At 52.6% G+C, this 19,466-nt stretch carries 15 protein-coding genes; 5 read left to right on the top strand and 10 right to left on the bottom strand.

Annotation, left to right across the window (positions count from 1 at the left end; translation table 11 throughout):
* The first annotated feature begins 126 nt into the window (after nucleotides 1-126).
* Complete coding sequence (locus tag LDN30_RS03450) at nucleotides 127-486, top strand: subtilase (protein WP_223928735.1); 360 nt, start codon at nucleotides 127-129, stop codon at nucleotides 484-486.
* A 10-nt stretch (nucleotides 487-496) separates the two neighbouring features.
* Nucleotides 497-2,872, top strand: a complete 2,376-nt coding sequence (locus LDN30_RS03445) for a pectate lyase family protein (protein WP_306421502.1) — start codon at nucleotides 497-499, stop codon at nucleotides 2,870-2,872.
* 241 nt (nucleotides 2,873-3,113) lie between these two features.
* Here LDN30_RS03445 and LDN30_RS03440 read toward each other — a convergent pair whose 3' ends face one another.
* From LDN30_RS03440 to LDN30_RS03425, 3 genes are read right to left on the bottom strand one after another with little or no spacing between them, the layout of a single operon-like run.
* A complete protein-coding gene (locus LDN30_RS03440; RefSeq protein WP_223925420.1) occupies nucleotides 3,114-6,128 on the bottom strand; it encodes a PEP/pyruvate-binding domain-containing protein in 3,015 nt (1,004 codons plus the stop codon).
* Between the two features lie 28 nt (nucleotides 6,129-6,156).
* Nucleotides 6,157-7,326 carry a GNAT family N-acetyltransferase gene (locus tag LDN30_RS16500; RefSeq protein ID WP_373316508.1) on the bottom strand — a complete coding sequence of 390 codons (1,170 nt, stop codon included), beginning with the start codon at nucleotides 7,324-7,326 and terminating at the stop codon, nucleotides 6,157-6,159.
* Between the two features lie 39 nt (nucleotides 7,327-7,365).
* On the bottom strand, nucleotides 7,366-9,456 hold the full coding sequence (locus LDN30_RS03425) for a glycoside hydrolase family 43 protein (protein ID WP_223925418.1): 2,091 nt from the start codon (nucleotides 9,454-9,456) through the stop codon (nucleotides 7,366-7,368).
* A gap of 202 nt (nucleotides 9,457-9,658) precedes the next feature.
* On the opposite strand from LDN30_RS03425, the gene LDN30_RS03420 reads away from it, so the two are divergent.
* Nucleotides 9,659-11,077, top strand: coding sequence for a sodium:solute symporter (locus LDN30_RS03420; protein WP_223926915.1), 1,419 nt, complete (start codon nucleotides 9,659-9,661; stop codon nucleotides 11,075-11,077).
* A 172-nt stretch (nucleotides 11,078-11,249) separates the two neighbouring features.
* On the opposite strand, the gene LDN30_RS03415 is transcribed toward LDN30_RS03420, so the two are convergent.
* Nucleotides 11,250-12,170, bottom strand: coding sequence for a DMT family transporter (locus LDN30_RS03415; RefSeq protein ID WP_223925416.1), 921 nt, complete (start codon nucleotides 12,168-12,170; stop codon nucleotides 11,250-11,252).
* Nucleotides 12,171-12,303: 133 nt separating this feature from the next.
* On the opposite strand from LDN30_RS03415, the gene LDN30_RS03410 reads away from it, so the two are divergent.
* Nucleotides 12,304-12,966, top strand: a complete 663-nt coding sequence (locus LDN30_RS03410) for a LysE family translocator (RefSeq protein ID WP_223925414.1) — start codon at nucleotides 12,304-12,306, stop codon at nucleotides 12,964-12,966.
* Between the two features lie 153 nt (nucleotides 12,967-13,119).
* Here LDN30_RS03410 and LDN30_RS03405 read toward each other — a convergent pair whose 3' ends face one another.
* Nucleotides 13,120-14,070 (bottom strand): transposase, encoded by a 951-nt coding sequence (locus LDN30_RS03405; RefSeq protein ID WP_223925535.1) that lies wholly within the window; start codon nucleotides 14,068-14,070, stop codon nucleotides 13,120-13,122.
* A gap of 34 nt (nucleotides 14,071-14,104) precedes the next feature.
* The gene (locus LDN30_RS03400; RefSeq protein WP_223928734.1) at nucleotides 14,105-14,533 is read right to left on the bottom strand and encodes an ISAon1 family transposase N-terminal region protein; all 429 of its coding nucleotides are present in this window, start codon (nucleotides 14,531-14,533) and stop codon (nucleotides 14,105-14,107) included.
* Nucleotides 14,534-14,625: 92 nt separating this feature from the next.
* On the opposite strand from LDN30_RS03400, the gene LDN30_RS03395 reads away from it, so the two are divergent.
* Nucleotides 14,626-14,898: a hypothetical protein gene (locus LDN30_RS03395; RefSeq protein ID WP_223928733.1), complete on the top strand. Its 273-nt coding sequence runs from the start codon at nucleotides 14,626-14,628 to the stop codon at nucleotides 14,896-14,898.
* Between the two features lie 392 nt (nucleotides 14,899-15,290).
* On the opposite strand, the gene LDN30_RS03390 is transcribed toward LDN30_RS03395, so the two are convergent.
* The 4 genes from LDN30_RS03390 to LDN30_RS03375 form a co-directional block, all read right to left on the bottom strand.
* Nucleotides 15,291-16,055, bottom strand: coding sequence for a sensor histidine kinase (locus tag LDN30_RS03390; RefSeq protein WP_223925400.1), 765 nt, complete (start codon nucleotides 16,053-16,055; stop codon nucleotides 15,291-15,293).
* Between the two features lie 214 nt (nucleotides 16,056-16,269).
* Nucleotides 16,270-16,935: a response regulator transcription factor gene (locus tag LDN30_RS03385; protein WP_223925398.1), complete on the bottom strand. Its 666-nt coding sequence runs from the start codon at nucleotides 16,933-16,935 to the stop codon at nucleotides 16,270-16,272.
* A 3-nt stretch (nucleotides 16,936-16,938) separates the two neighbouring features.
* Nucleotides 16,939-18,039, bottom strand: coding sequence for a cation diffusion facilitator family transporter (locus LDN30_RS03380; RefSeq protein WP_223925396.1), 1,101 nt, complete (start codon nucleotides 18,037-18,039; stop codon nucleotides 16,939-16,941).
* Between the two features lie 23 nt (nucleotides 18,040-18,062).
* Complete coding sequence (locus tag LDN30_RS03375) at nucleotides 18,063-19,322, bottom strand: Nramp family divalent metal transporter (protein WP_223925394.1); 1,260 nt, start codon at nucleotides 19,320-19,322, stop codon at nucleotides 18,063-18,065.
* Nucleotides 19,323-19,466: the final 144 nt, after the last annotated feature.

The raw sequence follows: 19,466 nt of genomic DNA, 5'->3' as shown, positions 1-19,466 counted from the left end.
CTTATGGCTGAGCGCGCTCTGGAGATTTTGCAATAATACCCACAGAAAGAAAGAAGTAACAAATTACTGACAACAGCTACTGGCGGCTTTAGCTTTTTACGCCTTAGCATAAATTAGTACAACTATATGAAGAAACAACTAACTACTACTATGGCCTTGATTGCCATACCCTTAGCGGTGTTGGCAGACAGTGGACAGACCGTCTCTGTCAACGGCACTACTGTGAACAAGACCGTGAAGGAGATAACCTTCAGCGGCACTGACGTGGCACTATCCTTTACTGACGGCACTACGCAGACGGCTGACATGTCAACCGTGAACATCGCTTTCGGTACTGCGACAGGTATCAAAGCTGTTAGCAAAGATGCGCAACACCCTGCCGACGACCGCATCTATTCGATCTCAGGTCAGTATATGGGCAAGGACAAGAACAAGCTTCCTAAGGGCATCTATATCATTAACGGTAAAAAGGAAATAAAGAAATAAGAAGGAACAGATGATGAAAAGACTCAATACGTTGTTACTGCTGTTCGCCATCCTGTTGCTCCCTAACTGGGCATGGGCAGACGCTTCCTGGAACTTTACTTCCACGCCATCAACAGACGAGGCTGCCCTGAAGGCTGACGGAACCAATTGGACTTACACGACAAAGAACAACCGCTATGCCAACAGCAAGGCCATTGCCGACGCACAACTCACTGCCAACGGCCAGACGTTGACTGTAACATCAGGACTCTATTTTACGGCTACCGCAAAAGACGCAATCCGTATTGACGTGAACAAGCGGTTAGGTCTGAACGGCGCGGGCATTATGGTGCGCATACCGAATCTCACTGCCGGAGCTACGGTAAAGGTGAACTTCGGCTCGTCGTCGAAAGGCACAGAACGATCGTTGAAGCTGACCAACCTCAGCGAAACGACTTTCTCAAGCAGCTCTAACACTGGAGAAGACTTTTCGGCCACGGTGACCGCCGACGGCGACGTGACGATAACCACTATCGGAAGCGTATACCTCTTCTCTATCACGGTGACGGAGAATGGCGGCACTGCTATTGGCACGAAAGCCGACATCGCTGACCATGCCGTGGCCTTTGACAGTCAGACAAATCAGGCGCTGATAACCAACAGCAACGGCAGTCTGAAATACTACAATACCGCTGACATTGCCAAGATTGCCATTGACGAAGACACGCTGTATGTTCGCGGCTCAGACTGGCAGGACATCTACTATACGCCAAAGAACGTGACATTCGCCAAAGCTTCGGGTAGCAACACTAATGGGAACGTAAATAACGAGGACGGCAAGGTGGAGATCACCGAGGCGAAGGGCTGGCTGGAGTCGGCGTACGTGAAATTTAAGAGGTTTGGCGGTTACACGCTCTATCACGTATATATAAAAGGTGGAAACTTCGCATCCTACACACGCATCGACTCCATGCTCGTGCGCAGCTATGGCGAGACCTATCGTGCTGACATGGTGGGGCTCAGGGCCGGAAGCTACGACATGAAGGTGGTGCCGGTGAGCAAAGGCAAGGAGATAGAGGCTAACGCCAACGAGGCTACGGCCATGGCGGTGCAGAACTACGACCGTTCGGGCTTTGCCCATCTCAACAACAAGGGCGTTGGCGCATATAACGACAACGGAACGCTGAAATCCGACGCACGCATCATCTACGTCACGGCACAGACAGCCAAGACCGTGACCTGCGATGTCAAGACAGGATCCAAGGCCACTAACGTCACTACGTGTACAGGATTGCAGTCCATCATCAACGCTTACCAGAAAGGATATGAGACGCGGCCCCTCGACGTGCGTTTCATTGGACTGGTGGAGAAAGATGACCTCGACGCTATCTCCTCTTCCTCTGAGGGTTTGCAGATCAAGGGTAAGAATGCCTACAGCAATCTCTATATCACCTTGGAAGGCATTGGCGACGATGCAACATTGCGCGGTTTCGGTTTGCTGGTGAGAAATGCGGCCAATGTGGAACTGCGCAACTTCGCCATCATGCGCTGTATGGACGACTGCGTGTCGTTAGATACAGACAACAAATTCATTTGGGTACATCACCTCGACTTCTTCTATGGACAGAAAGGAAGCGACGCCGATCAGGCGAAAGGCGACGGAACCACGGACATCAAAGACGACTCACAATATATCACCGTAGCTTACAATCACTATTTCGACAGTGGTAAGTCGTCGCTCTGCGGCATGAAGAGTGAGGCAGGACCGAATTATATCGACTATCATCACAACTGGTTTGACCACAGCGACTCGCGCCATCCTCGTGTGCGTACGATGAGTGTGCACGTATGGAACAACTATTACGACGGATGCGCAAAGTATGGTGTGGGTGCCACGACGGGATCGAGTGTCTTTGTGGAAAGAAACTACTTCCGCGCCACGAAGGACCCCATGCTCATCTCTCAGCAGGGTACGGATGCAAAGGGCAACGGCACCTTCTCTGGCGAGACGGGCGGAATGATCAAGAGCTATGGTAATGTCTATGCTGACAAAGGCACAAGCTCAAACTACACACCAATCACGCAGAATGAAAGCGCAACGAGTTTCGACTGCTACGAGGTGGCATCGCGCGACGAGCAGGTGCCCGGAAGTGTGAAGACGCTCGTGGGCGGCACGACATATAACAATTTCGATACCAACAGCTCACTGATGTACACTTACAATCCCGATGCAGCCACTCAGGTGCCTGCTGTGGTCACGGGATGGACGGGAGCAGGCCGTCTGGGCAAAGGCGACTTCAAGTGGACATTCACTTCTTCCGACGACAGCTCGTACGCCATCAACGCAGCTCTCTCTGAGGCGATAGACAAGTATCAAAGCAAGATGGTCGGCATCTCGGCAGAGTAGCCCCTTAGATGTCCGAAGTCGCCATATAAAATGCAGGTGCATTGCAGCCTGCATCACTGACGCTGCTGATAAACACGTTGGAAGGGTGCACAATAGTAGGGTTGAGCCTCAGCAACAAACGGGCACAACGAATCTGCGTAATCTGCGAGAGAGAGAAATTCCCAAGAACATCAGTATGAGGAATTATTCTCTCAGATTACGCAGAATGCGCAGATTCATTAGACTATCAGTGATATCAGCGTCAGGCCTCCGCATCATCCGTCATGACCACGCCCTCTTGTTTCTTTCCGTCCATCATGATTTTCAGCGGATGGGGGAATCTGACGTGGCGCACATGGTCGGTTTCCTCAACGGCAGGCAGTGCATCGAGGACCTCACGGCGGTAGACGCCCTCGTGACGGTAGGCATCGATGGTGAAATAGCCCACACCGAAGGACGTGAGGTTCTGGAAGAAGTGGGTACCCTGACTCGGGTCCACACGGTAGTTCTTCAGACCCTCCTCGACGATGAGCCGCGCTGCCGAGATGTGCGGCCACTTCACAGGAATGCCTAACCACGGGTCGCTGCTTCCCCAGCGGCCGGGACCAATGAGCACGTAGCCAGTGCCGCTGTCGAGGAATTTCCTGTTGATCTTCTCTATCTCCATGGCTATCTGCGGATTGTCGGAAGCGCTGAAGTTGTCGCCGGTCTTGACATATACGACATCGCTCACACCTTCCTCAATGCCCTGACCGAGACTCATGTGGGAGCGCAGCAGACAGTCGCTGTCGGGAATTTCGCGGAGATTGACATCGAGTTCCTGGTTGTCATCGACGATAGGACGTATCTGCAGAAGGTAGAAATCGCCGGTGCGGTCGGCGTTGAGATTACATGCAAACTCTATCTCCACGGGGCGCCGCATGGCCCCGGCACCGTACTTCATCGACAGCCGGAGAATCTCGGGCAGCGGGAACACGCCCTGCTGGAGCACACCGCAGAAGGATATTATCTTTCGTCCACCCTCATAGATACCGTCGTAGATACTCTGATCGTCAGGCAGATAGGTCGACGCAAGATAGTTAAGAGCATTGTCGGCAAGGGCATCCTTAACTTTGAGTTTGAGGATATTGAATCCATCGTCGGGCCGGAAATCCTCACCCACACGTTTCATATCGAGGGCATAGAAGCTCGTCTGCGTCTGGCGCAGGGCCAGCTCAGTCTCGCTCATCTGCATGACATGGTCGGGATGGTAAGGACATACTCTCAGCGTCTGTCCTCCATCGACGATGTACTTGCCCAGTCCCACGGCCAAAGAGGCCACACCTTCGTCGGCTTTCTCGTCACCGATGGGATAGTAGTTCACCGAGCGCAGCACACCGGAGATATTGGGGTAGAACCTGTCGCCATACTGCTTGCCGACGACCTGCTGAAGAATGACGGCCATCTTCTCCTGGTCGATGACGTTGCTCGTGGCCGTCATATACGCTTTCGAGTCCCTGAAGAACACCGAGGCGTAAACACCCTTGATGGCACAAGCCAACATCCGCAGCATCTCGTACTTGTCGTTGAGCCGTGGAATCATATAGGTGTTGTAGATTCCGGCAAAGGGCTGATAGTGAGAATCTTCCAAGAGCGACGACGACCGTATGGCAATAGGACTCTGCGTGGCGTCGAAGAAAGCGAAGAAGTCGCCAATCAGGGAATCGGGCAACTGTGCCTTGAGGAAGGCGGCAAGGATATCCTCATCGCTTGCATCGCTGAGCGCAATCTGGTAGAGGTTGTTCTGCTCCATGAAGTTGTCGAAGATGTCGGTGCAGAGGACTACGGTCTTGGGAATCTGCACCGTGGCTCCGGGCAGGTTGCTGAACTCAGGGTGCATCTTGATGACATTGTCGAGGAAGGCCAGACCACGTCCCTTACCACCGAGGGAGCCGTCGCCGATGCGCGCAAAATGGGCGTACTTGTCGAATTTCTTCTTATCAAAGACGGCCACGACACCCTGGTTTTTCATCCAACGGTACTTGACGATGGCATCGAAGATTATCTGCCTGTGCATGTCGACATCGTGGAGCTTGTGCCACGTGACATCCTTCAGGAACCGCGACACGGGGAAGATGGCACGGGCGGCGAGCCAGCGGCTGACGTGGTTGCGGCTGACATGGTAGAGCATCGAGTCGTTAGGAATCTTGAAGATATTGTCCTGGAGCTCCTTCAGACTGTGGATACGGAGCACCTCCTCGTGGGTTTTCGGGTCACGGAAGATGAAATCGCCGAAGCCCATGTGCTCTTCAAGAATTTTCTTCAGGTCGACACTGATTTTCTTCGAGTTCTTGTCGACGAAGAGAAAGTGATTGGCCTCAGCCTGACGACGGTTCTCGCTCTCTGAGCTCTCCATGATCAGCGGTACGTACTCATCCTCTTTCCTTATGGCTTTCAGCAGCTTAAGACCGGCCTGCGGGTCCTTGTCCTCCGAGCGGCGGTCACCGACGGCATAGGGTTCGTTAGCTGCAACGTTGTGGATAGGGAACCGCACATCACTGATAACGCCGAGACAGTTGTCCTTATACTTCTCATACATCGCCCAAGCCTCCTCGTAGGTGCGGGCCAGCACCACCTTTGGACGACCCCGCATACGCATCGTGGCGGCATGGCGGTTCAGGGCCTCGGTCGAGAAATTCTTACTCTGTTTAAGGATATAGTTGTAGAGGTTAGGCAGGATACTGGAATAGAATCTAATGGAGTCCTCGACGAGAATAATCATCTGCACCCCACCCTCACGTAGGTCGTGCTCGAGATTCATGCGGTCCTCGATGAGCTTGATTATCGAGAGGATAAGGTTGGTGTTGCCAAGCCAGCAAAAGACATAGTCGAAAATGCTGAGGTCCTCGTCCTGAATACGGCGCGTGATACCGTGGCTGAAAGGTGTGAGGACGACGCAATGGATGTCGGGAAATTTCATCTTCACTGCCCGCGCCACGTCGAAGGCATCGTTGTCGGCATTACCCGGCATACAGATGACAAGGTCGATGTCGACGGTGGCAAGCACCTTCTCAGCCTCCTCAATGGTGCTCACCTGCGTAAACGTCGGCGGATAGCGCAGTCCGAGTTCCATATACTCGTTGTAGATTTTCTCCTCCACGCGCCCGTCGTCCTCAAGCATGAAGGCATCATAGGGGTTGGCAACGATGAGCACATTGTATATCCGGCGCATCATAAGGTTGACAAACGATACGTCCTTGAGTATGAATTTATTCCATTCGGCAGGTATCTGTTCCATAGTGCAATAGATTTTTCAACGTTATTTGTCATTCGCCGGCATAGTCGTCGGCAACAGTTTTGCAGTGAGGTAGCAACTCGGCATAGCGGTAACAGCACTCGCGGTGGTCGTTGATAATGCCTATGGCCTGCAAATGGCTGTAGACGATGACCGAGCCCACATACTTGAATCCGCGCTTGCGGAGGTCGGCGGCAACGCGGTCGGAGAGGGCGTTGCGCGTTATCCACCGTTGCTGATGCGACGGATAGACGACCGACTTGCCGCCGGTGAAACCCCATATATAACGGTCGAAGGAGCCGAACTCCTTCTGTACGGCAGTGAAGGCACGGGCGTTAGTGACCATGGCGTGGATTTTCCGTGGCGAACGGATCATATTCTCCGTAGCGGCTATACGCTCCTCGTCAGCGGTCGTGAAAGCGGCGACAGCGGCAGCGTCGAAGCCGGCAAAGCACTCGCGAAAGACCTCCCTACGCCGGAGCATCATCAACCACGACAAACCGCACGACATCGACTCCATGAGCAGGTACATGAAATGGTCACGGTCGTCGTGGACGGGAGTGCCCCATTCGTTGTCGTGATAGGGAATATACAGCAGATCTGAGGGGAAACCGGGACAGCGCAACGGACTCTGCATGTGGCGCATGGCATGGCCGCCCCATGTGGTCTCACCAACGACTCTGAAACCGACACGCTCATAAAGGCGCTGAGCCCACGGGTGGGTGTGGTCGACGAGCAGTCCGAGGGGCTCGTGACGCTCGTATTTGACGGCAGCGGCAGCGGCGAGCAGACGGGTGGCGATGCCGTGGTGCCGGTATTCGGCCTTCACGCAGAGCGAGTCGACATAGTATTCGCCGGGGCCGGTCTCGTCGTCCATCTGCGAGAAGTCGCGACCGAGGTATTCGGCGGCAGCCTCGATGAACCGGCGGCGCAGACGATGGAGGCCACGACCGTCGTAGCAGACAATGGCACCGGCGATATCGGAACCAGCCATGGCTACGAGAGTGTTGCGGTAGCTATACTGACTGTCGTCCATAGCGACGAGGGCTGTCATCATGCGGTGGAAGTCGTCGAGGGTGTGGTCCGGTCCGGCGAAATTACGGCAGCAGTCGTAGTCCATAGCCTCCATGATTAGCGAGGCCACAGCGGCAGCCTGCTCGCGGCGAGCCGGTACTATATCTATTTTGATATTCTTTGCCATACTGTTGATTCTCAAACGATTAGAAACATTAATAAGCTGTTATTCCCACCTCAACACAGCACCGTTGCGGCGCGCGGGGTCGGGGCCTTTATAGTCCATAGAGTAAGGGCTGCCCGTCGTCGGACTCTTGCCGATATACAGGTGGTTGCGCATGCTGAGGAGCATGAACTCGTGGTTGAGATAGTCCTGATACATAAACACTTCGGCCTTCGCCGAGTCGGTGGTCATACGCACATCGCCGGGAATGCCCATACCGCTGCACATGACATAACGGCCGTCCTCACACTGGAGTGAGACCTGTCCCCCACCCCTGTCAATAAGGCGGAAATGGGTGAGCGGACTGTTGTCGTCGGGGGCTGAATCGTAGAGCACACCGTGTTTCGTGGCAATGGCAGGACGCCCCGTGGCGAGGTTGATGATGCGGAAGGTGCGGCCGTAAGGGATGTCGGCGGAGCGGTCAGCCATAGGCTCGTCGACGGTGAAGTTGTCGAAGAGGGCGTAGCCGCCATTATGGCCTTTGTGGTTGAAAGCAAACAGCGAGGCCCGCGAGCCCTGAAAGGTGCAGAGCTGATAGCTCAGACGCATCTCGCGGCCGTAGTCGGTGAAGGTGCGGCCGTCGAGGGAATAGGCGTAGTGGGCGCGGTCGTGGTCGTAATCGCCTACGAGACGGAGCCATAGCCGTCCCTTGGTGAGGGTGACGGGGGTATCGAGGGTATCGTTGTCGACCTGCTGGAAACAGCGGAGAATGGTTTTACTGCCGTCCCTGACAATGCCTATCCATAAGCACGGCACGTTGATATTGCCGAGTCCGGCCACATCACCGTCCTTAAGATGTGAGGCATCGAGTACTACGGTGACAGTCGACCGCGGACCTATAACGCGCTGGGTCAGGGTATTACGGGCCCACATCAGCTGCGGGGCGGGCATGGTGTTGAGTTTCAGTTTTCCGCCAGTAAGACTCCACATGCGGTCATCGGGATTATGATTCCACTGCCAGATGCGGCCAAGGGTCTTGCCGTTGAAGTCGTCGCTGCGCTGATAGGGGGCATGAGGCGTGACGGAGGCGGCGATCGTCGACGCGGCTACATGGGGTTTCAGCCATGTACGGGGAGCACGTCCGAGGTTGCCGGGAAGACCTATCATCGGCCAGCCATCGGTCCAGGTGATAGGCATCAGGTCGACGGTGCGGCCTATGGAGTGGAAGTCCTGCATGAAGAGTGCCCACCACTGACCGTCGGGAGTAGAGACGATACCGCCCTGATGGGCATTGGAACAAGCCGTAGCGTTACTGTCGACGGGCGGAATGACGAATTTTGAGCCGTCAGCAACGATACGTCCTTTCCACTGCGTCAGAGGGGCGGCATGATAGCCGTAGGTCTCGTCGGCGGTGATGGTAACGGTTTCGTAAGGTCCCCAGATGCTCCGCGAACGGCTGCAAAGGGTGCGTCCGTTGGGCTTGTAGTCGGTGGAGATAATATAATACATACCATTAATCTTATAGATATGGTGGCCCTCACCGACACCGCTGCCCTCAGGAATGACGACACGCTCGGTAGAGTCGATTGGAGCGGAGAGGTCGGACTTCAGTTCGGTGCACTTCACCGAGCCATAGCCGTGAATGGCATACACCTTGCCGTCGTCGTCGAAGAGCACGCCGAGGTCGTAGATATTGCCTTTCATATTGATGTGCTTCCACGGCCCGCGGGCATCGTCGGCTACAAACACTTGGAGGCCCTTGCCGTTGACATTGGTGAAGACGTAGAACTTGCCGTTATGATACCTTATACAAGGGGCCCAGATGCCCTGCCCATATACCTCACGGCCATCCTTCAAGGAGAAGGCAGGGTCGGCAAAGTCGAAGCGGTCGAAACAGTAGCTCCACTGTTCCCAGTTGACGAGATCGCGGGAGTGGAGGATATTTACGCCGGGAACGGTGTGCATGGTGGTACCGGCGAGATAGTAGTCGTCGCCGACACGCAGGATATCGGGGTCGGAAAATTCATCATAGAAAAGGGGATTGGTAAAGGTGCCGTTGCCGTTGTCGGCGGTCCATGAGCGAGTCTGAGCCACGGCGGCGGTCCAAGCTGCCAGACAGATGACGGCAGAGGCGATAAGTCGGTTTAATTTCATTTTCTCAATTGGTTTTCGAAGTTTGTTTCACAGGTTGAAAGAATTTGCTTGTAAAAGTACTGCTTTTTTGCGAAATAACCAAGAAGAAAGCCGCATAATACTCGACAGTCATACAGTTTGGGGTATAGTTCATGGCATACAACTGAAAATTCTCGTCAAAACCTTTGACATCGGATTTAAAAGTCGTATCTTTGCACCGGTTATGCTCATCCTTACAACTATCATCATTTATTTTGCTGTTCTGCTCTTCATCAGCCGTCTGGCCGGAAGAAGGTCGGACAACGAGACTTTCTACAGGGCCGGCCGACAGTCGAAATGGTACATGGTGGCCTTCGGGATGGTGGGGGCAAGTATCTCCGGGATAACATTCGTCAGCGTACCGGGAATGACACTGCACACCGATATGACGTATCTGCAAATGTGCATAGGGTTCATTTTCGGATATTTTATCATCGGACTTGTCCTGCTGCCTACATACTATAAGCTGAATCTCACGACGATATACTCTTACCTGCGTCTGCGCCTCGGTGTCCGGTCGTACAAGACGGGGGCGTCATTCTTCCTCGTATCGAAGATGACGGGGGCAGCGGTGAGATTCTATGTCGTCTGCATAATCCTACAGAAATTTGTCTTCGACGGTTTCGGCATCCCGTTCCCCCTCACCGTCGTCGTGATGGTGGCGGCGATATGGCTGTACACCAAGCGCAGCGGGATAAAAGCCCTCGTGTGGACCGATACCTTCCAGACATTCTGCATGTTGGCGGCACTCGTGATGATTATATACAATGTGATGGGACAACTCGGCATGACGACGGGTGAGGCCATCAAGGCCATAGCCGCTGATGAGCACAGCCGCATTTTCGTCTTCGACGACTGGATATCGAAACAGAACTTCTGGAAGCAGTTCATCAGCGGAATATTCGTTGCCGTGGTGATGACTGGTCTCGATCAGGACATGATGCAGAAGAACCTCACATGCAAGTCGTTGCGCGACGCGCAGAAGGATGTGTGCTCATACGGATTCGCTTTTGTGCCCGTAAACCTACTGTTCCTCGCCCTCGGCATCCTGCTGACAATGCTTGCCGCCCGCTCAGGAATGGCTCTGCCGGCACAGGGCGACGACCTCCTGCCGATGTTCGCGGCATCAGGAAGGTTGGGCAGCGGTGTTGTGGTGTTGTTTACCATCGGTATCGTAGCGGCGGCATTCTCATCGGCCGACTCGGCTCTGACAGCCCTGACGACAAGTTTCTGCATCGACATCATTGGCCGGCAGGACGATGAGCGACTGCGGAAGCGGGCTCATGCTGGCATCGCCGTGCTGTTCATAGTATTCATCCTCGTGTTCAAGGCTCTCAACAGCACAAGTGTTATCGACGCGATATATATTCTCTGTTCTTACACCTACGGGCCTCTACTCGGCCTCTTTGCCTTCGGACTGACAACGAAGTGGAAAACCGACGACCGCCGGGTGCCGTTCATCTGCATCGCCTCACCACTGCTGTGCTTCCTCCTCGACAATATCGTTGCCTCCACGACCGGTTATAAGTTCGGCTACGAGCTGCTTCTGCTCAATGGCCTGTTGACCTTCGCTGGCCTCACGGCATGCAGATTGCACCGATAAGGCAGATTACGGCCTCAGGCGCTATTAAGGCTGCAAAGAAATGTGGATGCCATTTTCCAAAAGGAGCAGTATCTATAATGCACCAAATATCTTCCACTGATTAGTGATTTTCAGATATTCGCAAGTCGAGAAAGGACTCTATTCCCACACCTAACAGCTCTCTACCTTCCGGCTATTTGCCTTTATTGATGATATATATTCCTGCTGTGGCCAGCGTTCCGGCAAGGACATACTTCCAGTAGAATGTCTCATGGAGACAGAGACAGGAGCTGATGGCCCCGACAACGGGTATCAGCGAGTTGTAGATGGCCACCTTGCCAATGGGATTGCAGGTGAGCAGCTTGTTGTAGAGCGTGAAACCTAAGGTGCTGATGCAGATAAGCAGGAAGAGCCAGAGAAGTCCCAAGGGCGAGACACGGGGCAGGGTACCGCCGAAGATGAGTCCGCACACAACGAGGACTGCACCACCGATGGCCAAACTGTAGCCCGTTCCGACAAAAACATTCAGCCGATGGCCGAGACCGCGGATCAGCAGCGATGCCGTAGCACCACAAAGGGCATTAAGGATAATCATACCGTCGCCGAGCCAGGTGAACTGTCCGCTGTCGGCACCGCCTAAGTTCAGCGACAGTATTCCGGCAAAGCCGACAACACAGCCGACGGCCTTCCGCAGTGTCATACGGTCGCTCTTGAAGAAGGCACAGGCCATGATAACCACGGAGAATACGCTCAGCGAATTGAGGATGGCAGCCCTGGAACCTTCACTATGCGACAGACCAATATAGAAAAAGGTATAGTGGAGGGTGGTGTTGACAAGGCAAAAGAGAAGAATATACCACCAGTCGGTACAACGTCTGACATGGAAGTCCTTATGCGTTGACAGCGCCATGACCAACACCAATAAGCCGGCGATGGTAAACCGGATGCCGGCAAAGAGCATCTTACTGCCTGTCATCACGGGTGTTATCCCAAACTCGGCATAGCCCAACTTAATAAGGGGATAGGCAAATCCCCACGCTATGGCGGCCGTGAGGGCAAACGCAGCAACCCACAACGGGCGCTGGAAGATGGATGATTTATTCTCTGACTTCATATTTCAGCCGACAAAGGTAAGCATTATTACCGACATCACATCATTAGAGAGGCGGAAAAGACTTTTTTCTTTTGCGCTGCCGGTTATTTATTGTAATTTTGCCGATGAATTCCGGTCATGAAAGGACATTAGAATGAGAAAAACCACACGTCCGGATACCGTCGGAAGCAAATTCCTCCAAATACAAACAGAAAAAATCATCTCAGCCATGCCACTATCGTTACTTCCTTCCCTTATGATGGCCATCCTCTTAGTTGGCTATACTCCGGGACCCGCCAACCTCTTCTCCCTCCACTGTGCCATGCGCAATGGGGTAAGGAAGGCTTTCGCCATGTGGTTAGGACTGTTGGCGGGATTCACCATCGCCGCCGTGACGGCAGCCCTCATCACCCACTGGATAGGAACGATGATGGGCCGTTATGTCGTCATTCTCAAATACATAGGTTGCGCTTACATCTTCTATCTTGCATGGCAGATATTCCGCAGCTCGGGCACGGCTGCCGGTACGGACAAGACATGCACGTTCCTTTCGGGAATCATCGTCCAGCTCACTAATGCCAAGATTATCCTCTTCGACCTTATGGCCTATACAACGTTTGTGCTGCCCTACTCCACCCGTCTCACCGACCTGCTCGTCGTTGCCGTCCTTCTCGAGATTGCGGGACCCGGTGCCAACCTCGTCTATCTGCTTGCAGGCAGCAAGCTGCACAGCCTCTTCACTGCCCATCCACGGTTCCTCGACCGCACCATGGCTCTGTTGCTCGCCGCCTGTGCGGTGTATATTCTGTTGGCGTAGGAGCAGAATATGGACTATAGCACAACCGTAATGTTTGTTCGCCTGTTCTAAAAGCTCATACCGCAACAGCCTCATTATTAGATTCTTGACAATCTCAGTACGAGCATAAAAGATGGCGCAGTTTAATTCTTCCGTGTTTGGAGCATGGCTCCGTTAGCCGAATATGGTGCATAGACGGTACATGAAGAACGGGATGTCAGCCACTCCGTGCAGTTGAGCCTTAAAGCCTTTAATCTTGGAGTTGAATGATTCAGCCGAAGCGTTTGTATGCCGGTTTATAAAATAGTTGAGGACTTCTTCCTCCTTTGCCTTGATGCAGTCTCTGGCAGATTTGATTTCACGGATGGTACAATCGGCAACTTCCTTATACCAACTGTGCAGTTCCCCCTTAGCCTGCCCCTTTGTGATATTCTTCTGGAAGATGCTTCTTATCTTACATATTAGAGAGTAGCCCTCCCTGAGCTTCTCATAGTTGTCGAACAATATCTTTGCCCTTGTCTTCTGATTCTTGCCCCATTTCTCTCCAGACTTGTATAGTATGGTTCTTGCCCTTGTCAACAGCTCGACCCTCGTGTCGCCGTTGGAGAATGTCTGCGGTTTGAACTTCCGTTTGCGGATGCGCTTCCTTCCGCGCTTCTTGCCCTTGACGTTCTTGCTTGCCTTGTGGCTGGCATACCACTCCCTGTTGTACTTACGCTTCCTTGCCTTCTCGTCCTCACGCTGGTTGTGCTCTGCGGCCTCCTTCTTGGTCTTGGTTACGGCAAGGCGCTTGAACCTGAGCCGCATCTCGTCGAGTGCCTCACAAAGGCGTTGTACGATATGGAAACAGTCAATGACTATTGTGGCATTGGGGAAGCAGGTCTTTACGATACTGTACATTGAATCGCTGAAGTCCATCGTAACCTCCCTGACCTTCTCACGCTCCTCCTTGGGGATTTTTAGCAGGATTGCGCTGACCGTCTCAGCCTTCGTACCCTTTACCGAGGCTATAAGCGTCTTCTTCATGCCGTGGCCAGCCTTGCTGGTCAGGAACACATAGACCTCGCCGCAAATCTGAGTCTCGTCAATACTGCAATACTCGCTCAGATTCCCCGCCAGCAGCATCCAGTCAACGGCATGGTCTTTCTGCTCCCAGTCATTAAAACCGCTCAGGCTTTCCTTGTAGTACCTCCCAAGCGTACTTGGCTTTAGGTGGTAGTACTTCCCTACGGAACTGAACGTAACGGGATTGTTGTCGAGGATCGTCTTTTAAAAAAACACCGAACTCTACAGAGAGTTCCGTGCCGTCCGACTTCAACGGATAATGGTTAAGGATTATACTCCTACCGTCAGCATCCTTGTAACGCCTGCGGCGGACATGGAGTATCACCTTGCGGTCGCGAATCGGATAATCCTTGATTGTCGTAGGCTCGGTAAAGCCGTTTGGAACAAGGCCAAGTGTCTCTCCCTCACGGTTGTCACGCTCATCTAGATATATGTGAAGTATGGTGCTGAAGAATCCGTCAAACTTCTTAGTACCGTCATTGGCTTCTTCTTCTATTCTCACTATATCAAACCAGTCCAACATACCATTGGGAAGGAAAAAACTGGCAAAAAACTCATACTTATTTGGAACTTCTTTATGCTTCATGATGCAAAGGTACAAAACTAATAGAGAAAATGTACCGTCTATGCACCATATTCTGGCTGGCGGAGCCATGCTCCAAACACGGAAGAATTAAACTGCGCCGGGCTCTCACAACCCGAAACGTCCGTGGCGACTACACCGGATTCACCCGTACGGTAAGCAGAGCAAGGCAGTTCGGCCTTACGGCCACATTGCAGCTCGGCAAGATGAAAGGGCAGGTCAAACAAGCTGACAGGACAATCGAAAACAACGATGTCGTTGGCGGTGCCGCTCCATCAATCCAACAAAAGAAGTTGGGCAAATAAGAGAAGAGGAGATAAGGGAAATCGGTATAGCGGATATTGAATCATTGATGAAGAAGCAACATCCAGCGGCTGCCAGTCGTCCCAATGGTTAAGAAGTCCGGATGTATCAGTCTTAGAATCAGCAACATACATATAGCCCGCATTCTATACCTCTTTCTACCCCTCTTTCTATACTCCTGGAATTTGGTTTCGGGAAGAATATTTTGTAACTTTGCAACGAAATAAAAATCTGATTAAGCCTACATCGTTAATACTGAATACCAGCTATCAGTATACATCAATCTTTCATCAGAAGGGGCATAAGCTCCGGACTTCATCAGTGTATGATTTAGCATTAAACCGAAAGAATTCCGAACGGGGCGCTGACTATATGAATTTGGATAATCGGTGCGTTAAAAAGTCACCGTTACCGTTGTGGGGCCTTCAGGACAGCTGTCGAAATGTACGGTGGCTCCGATAATTCCGGCAAAGCGGCGCACGACGGCCAGACCGAGGCCGAAGCCCTTAACCTGCTGATGGCCAGCGGAGATGGAACGATAGAACTTGTCGAAGACCTTATCGCACTCCTCTGCCGGTATGCCTCGGCCGGTATTGGAGAAGACAATGAGCGTGTGGCCGTCCTGACGACGGGCCGAGAGGCGTATCTCGCCACCCTCGTCACAGTATTTCGTGGCATTGGAGATGAGGTTACTAACTATGATGCCCAAGGCGTTGCGGTCGGTGTGGAGGGTTATATCCTCGGGGGCGATGTTCATCTCGATATGTATGCCGCGACGGATAATCTGATTGGAATAGGCACTGCAGGTCTCGCTGAGAAGTTCACGTATGCCAACATCGGTGGGACGCAACTGAAAATGAGAACTGTCGGCACGCGTGAGCATGAGCATGTTATCGACCATACGGTTCATATTGTCCACCACGCCAATGTTCTCCTTGATTTTCCTCTCATATTCCTCCTGCGTCCGTGGTTTGCGGATGAGCACTTCCAGCGAGCCTTTGATGACGGCCAGCGGCGTACGCAGTTCGTGAGAGGCGTAGCTGGTGAACTGCCGCTCACGGGTCAAGGCTTCCTGCAAGGGTTTGATGCTCTGGAGAGCCACATCACGCGCTATAAAATATAGACAAGCGAAGATGACGATTGAAAACAAGATCTGCATAGCCAACAATCCTATCAGCCAGGTTGTTGGATGCTCTATCCAACCTGTGGCAAGCAGGTGAAACACATACAGGCATAAGCCCAAAGACAGCACACATGGTATGATTGCGCATAACCCGCCTTGCACTATAATTTTGCGTGCAATGGCATCTTGTAAGGCCTCTTGCTTCTTTTGGTCTAAATCGTTGGTCATTATCTTCTATATTTGAGTAGAATTATCTGTCGGTGGCAATAAATCCCACGCCACGGATGGTTTTGATATAGCCGTTGGACTTCATTCCAAGTTTCTTGCGCAGGGCATTCATAAACACATCTATGACACCTGTATCATACTGGAAGTCTATGCCCCACACGTCCTTGATGATGTCATCGCGCGAGCAGACACGGTCCTTATGGCGGATGAAATAAGTGAGCAGGTCGAACTCACGGCCTGTAAGCTGCACCTCCTTGTCGTGGGCCTGCACCTGATGAGTGGTGAGGTTGACGACGATTTCGCCTAACCGCAGGATGTCGTCGTGCTGCCGATTACGGAAGTGAATCTTGATGCGCTCAACGAGTTCCTCAAACGAGAACGGCTTCTTGATATAGTCGTTGGCTCCCGTGCGCAGTCCTTTGATGGTATCCTCCACACCGTCCTTGGCGGTAAGGAAGAGTACGGGAGTGACCTCATCGGTCTCACGGATGCGGCGGCAGACCTCTATGCCGTCCATCGTGGGCAGCATCCAGTCGAGGAGCACCAGGTCGGGATGCCACTCGGCGAAGTCGTGCAGGGCATCATAGCCGTCGGTGGCCACAAGCGTTTCATAGCCTTCATCGGCCAGCCCTTCCTGAAGAAAGGTGTAGATGCCGGGCTCATCCTCTACGATAAGGATCTTTGTCATAGTTTACTTGCAATAGATGTGGTCGATAACAATATTGAATATATATCCGGGATAGACCTTTCGTATAGCCTGGAGGAGTTGGTACTGATATGCGTTGTCGTCATGAACAGTGTCGTCGGGCACCACATCAAAGGTTATCGTGCGCTTCTCTTCAAGATAGAAATAGCCATGTACCTGCTCGATGTGGGGATAGCTTTTGAGAAAGGCCATCACACCCTTTTGCAGTTCACTCTCCTTGCCATGGTCGCAAACAGCATAGATACCCACCGTGACGATGATGTGGTACTTGTCGTAGAGCAGTTTGGTGATGGAACGGGTGAGACCATGAATACGGTTGGCCGTCATCGTTTCGGGCACGCTGACGTGGAGCGAGCCGATTATGGCATTTGGACCGTAGTAGTTGAGGATAATGTCGTAGACACCGAGAACGCCTGCAAACTGCTTCACATCGTTCTTGATGTTGACCATCATCTCCTTCGAGATGCTCTCGCCGAGCAGCTGGCCTACAGGTGCTCCAATCATCTCTATGCCAGCCTTAATGATGACGAGCGAGATGATGGAGCCAAGAATACCGTCAAGGTTAACCCCTGTAAGAAGCATGATACCGGCGGAGACGAGCGTGGAGAGTGTCACCACGGCATCGAAAGTGGCATCAGCACCGCTGGCCTCCAAGGCGTTGCTCTGTAACTGGCGGCCCTGCTTCTTCACATACCAGCCAAGGACCAGCTTCACCACGATGGCCACGATGATAATCGTCAGCGTGACAGCGGTGTAGGAAGGATTGGTGGGGTTGAAAATCTTCTTTACACTCTCCACCAAAGAGAGAATACCCGTAGAGAGGACGATAACCGAAATGATGATGGCACTGAAATATTCCACACGACCGTAACCAAAAGGATGATCGCGGTCGGCGGGTTTCTCTGAGAGTTTTGTGCCGACAATGGTAATGACCGACGAGAGTGCGTCGCTGAGATTGTTGACCGCATCCATGATTATGGCCACCGACCCCGCTATCCACCCTGCCACGGCTTTAAAAGAGGCAAGGAAGAGATTGGCAGCGATGCCGACGACACTCGTACGGATAATTTGTTGATTTCTACTCATTTTGCATTATTCTTTCAAGTACCTCACGCCAGAGAAGAGACGAGAAGCCAGATATTCAGAACTGTGACTATAACCGCTAAACCATAGAGGAACACTGTATTCCACGGTTTGTTGACATATTTTCCCATGACACGCTTCGATGAGGTGAGGCTCACCTGCAGGAAAACGGTGAAGGGCAGTTGCAGGCTCAGCACCATCTGCGAGATGATAAGACCCTGGAACGGATTGCCGATGAAGAAGATTATCAGCAGAGCTACACCCAACGACAGTACCACGCCGACGGCTGAGTGGGGGTCCTTGGCATTGTACGACTCGCCGAAAAGTCCCGAGAAGATACTTCCGGCGGCCATACCACTGGTAATGGTGCTGGAGATACCGGCTAAGAGCAGCGCCAAAGCAAAGATATTGGAGGCGTTGCTGCCCAAGAGCGGTGCGAGCATAGTATTGGCCTGCGCCAGATCGTCGACTTGCTCACCATGAGTATAGAACGTGGAGGCGGCCAAGAGAATCATGGCGGAGTTGATGGCCCAGCCGACGAGCATGGAGAAGAGCGTATCGGCGAACTCATATTTGAGGGCATGGCGGATGCGCTCATCGCCCTCAAGATTGATCTCACGGCTCTGTATCACCTCGGAATGAAGAAAGAGATTATGAGGCATGACCACGGCACCGAGGACGCTCATCACTATAAGGAGGGAGCCTTGTGGCACTGAGGGCACTACGGCAGCTCGGGCAGCCTCGCCCCAGTCGATATGGACTAAGAAGAGCTCATAGATGAACGACAGTCCAATAATGGAGACAAAGCCGATGACCGCCCGTTCTATCTTCTTATAAGAGTTGGTAAAGAGCAGAATGAGTACGGCGATGGTCACTAACAGCGCACCCACGGGTATGGAGATACCGAAGAGCATCTGCAAGGCTATGGCACCACCAAGAATCTCGGCCAACGATGTGGAGATACTGGCAAGGACAGCACTCAGCACTATAGGGCGTCCCACCCATCGGGGTGTGTACTTCACAGCAGCCTCACTCAAGCAGAGTCCGGTGACGATACCCAAGTGAGCCACATTGTGCTGAAGGGCAATGAGCATGACGGTCGACAGGGTCACCACCCACAGCAGGGCATAACCGTATTCCGACCCTGCGGCAAAGTTGCTGGCCCAGTTGCCAGGATCGATAAAGCCGACGGTGACAAGGAGTCCAGGACCGATATATTTGAAGATGTCGAGAGCACCCAGCACATGTGGATGTTGCTTGTTTCCTAATTCCTTTAGTATGTTCATGACTAACCGTTGATTTAGCAATTTATAATAACAAATGCAAAAGTACGATAGTTTTTCGTAAAACCTTTCCTCAGAAGCAAGAAAATAAGAGGAGTGCACAAAAAGTCCACCCCTCCCCGTTCAAAATCTCAATTACGGCACCCT

It is taken from the genome of Prevotella lacticifex (assembly GCF_019973375.1).
GTDB classification, from domain to species: domain Bacteria; phylum Bacteroidota; class Bacteroidia; order Bacteroidales; family Bacteroidaceae; genus Prevotella; species Prevotella lacticifex.
The sequence above is the reverse complement of the archived record's forward strand: the minus strand, read 5'-3'. Positions and strand labels throughout refer to the sequence as shown.

Excerpts from the sequence above, each read along its gene's own strand:
- LDN30_RS03450 (WP_223928735.1), top strand. The coding sequence starts at position 127 with ATGAAGAAACAACTAACTACTACTATGGCCTTGATTGCCATACCCTTA.
- LDN30_RS03445 (WP_306421502.1), top strand. The coding sequence starts at position 497 with ATGATGAAAAGACTCAATACGTTGTTACTGCTGTTCGCCATCCTGTTG.
- LDN30_RS03440 (WP_223925420.1), bottom strand. The coding sequence starts at position 6,128 with ATGGAACAGATACCTGCCGAATGGAATAAATTCATACTCAAGGACGTA.
- LDN30_RS16500 (WP_373316508.1), bottom strand. The coding sequence starts at position 7,326 with ATGGCAAAGAATATCAAAATAGATATAGTACCGGCTCGCCGCGAGCAG.
- LDN30_RS03425 (WP_223925418.1), bottom strand. The coding sequence starts at position 9,456 with ATGAAATTAAACCGACTTATCGCCTCTGCCGTCATCTGTCTGGCAGCT.
- LDN30_RS03420 (WP_223926915.1), top strand. The coding sequence starts at position 9,659 with ATGCTCATCCTTACAACTATCATCATTTATTTTGCTGTTCTGCTCTTC.
- LDN30_RS03415 (WP_223925416.1), bottom strand. The coding sequence starts at position 12,170 with ATGAAGTCAGAGAATAAATCATCCATCTTCCAGCGCCCGTTGTGGGTT.
- LDN30_RS03410 (WP_223925414.1), top strand. The coding sequence starts at position 12,304 with ATGAGAAAAACCACACGTCCGGATACCGTCGGAAGCAAATTCCTCCAA.
- LDN30_RS03405 (WP_223925535.1), bottom strand. The coding sequence starts at position 14,070 with ATGCTGCTGGCGGGGAATCTGAGCGAGTATTGCAGTATTGACGAGACT.
- LDN30_RS03400 (WP_223928734.1), bottom strand. The coding sequence starts at position 14,533 with ATGTTGGACTGGTTTGATATAGTGAGAATAGAAGAAGAAGCCAATGAC.
- LDN30_RS03395 (WP_223928733.1), top strand. The coding sequence starts at position 14,626 with ATGTACCGTCTATGCACCATATTCTGGCTGGCGGAGCCATGCTCCAAA.
- LDN30_RS03390 (WP_223925400.1), bottom strand. The coding sequence starts at position 16,055 with ATGCAGATCTTGTTTTCAATCGTCATCTTCGCTTGTCTATATTTTATA.
- LDN30_RS03385 (WP_223925398.1), bottom strand. The coding sequence starts at position 16,935 with ATGACAAAGATCCTTATCGTAGAGGATGAGCCCGGCATCTACACCTTT.
- LDN30_RS03380 (WP_223925396.1), bottom strand. The coding sequence starts at position 18,039 with ATGAGTAGAAATCAACAAATTATCCGTACGAGTGTCGTCGGCATCGCT.
- LDN30_RS03375 (WP_223925394.1), bottom strand. The coding sequence starts at position 19,322 with ATGAACATACTAAAGGAATTAGGAAACAAGCAACATCCACATGTGCTG.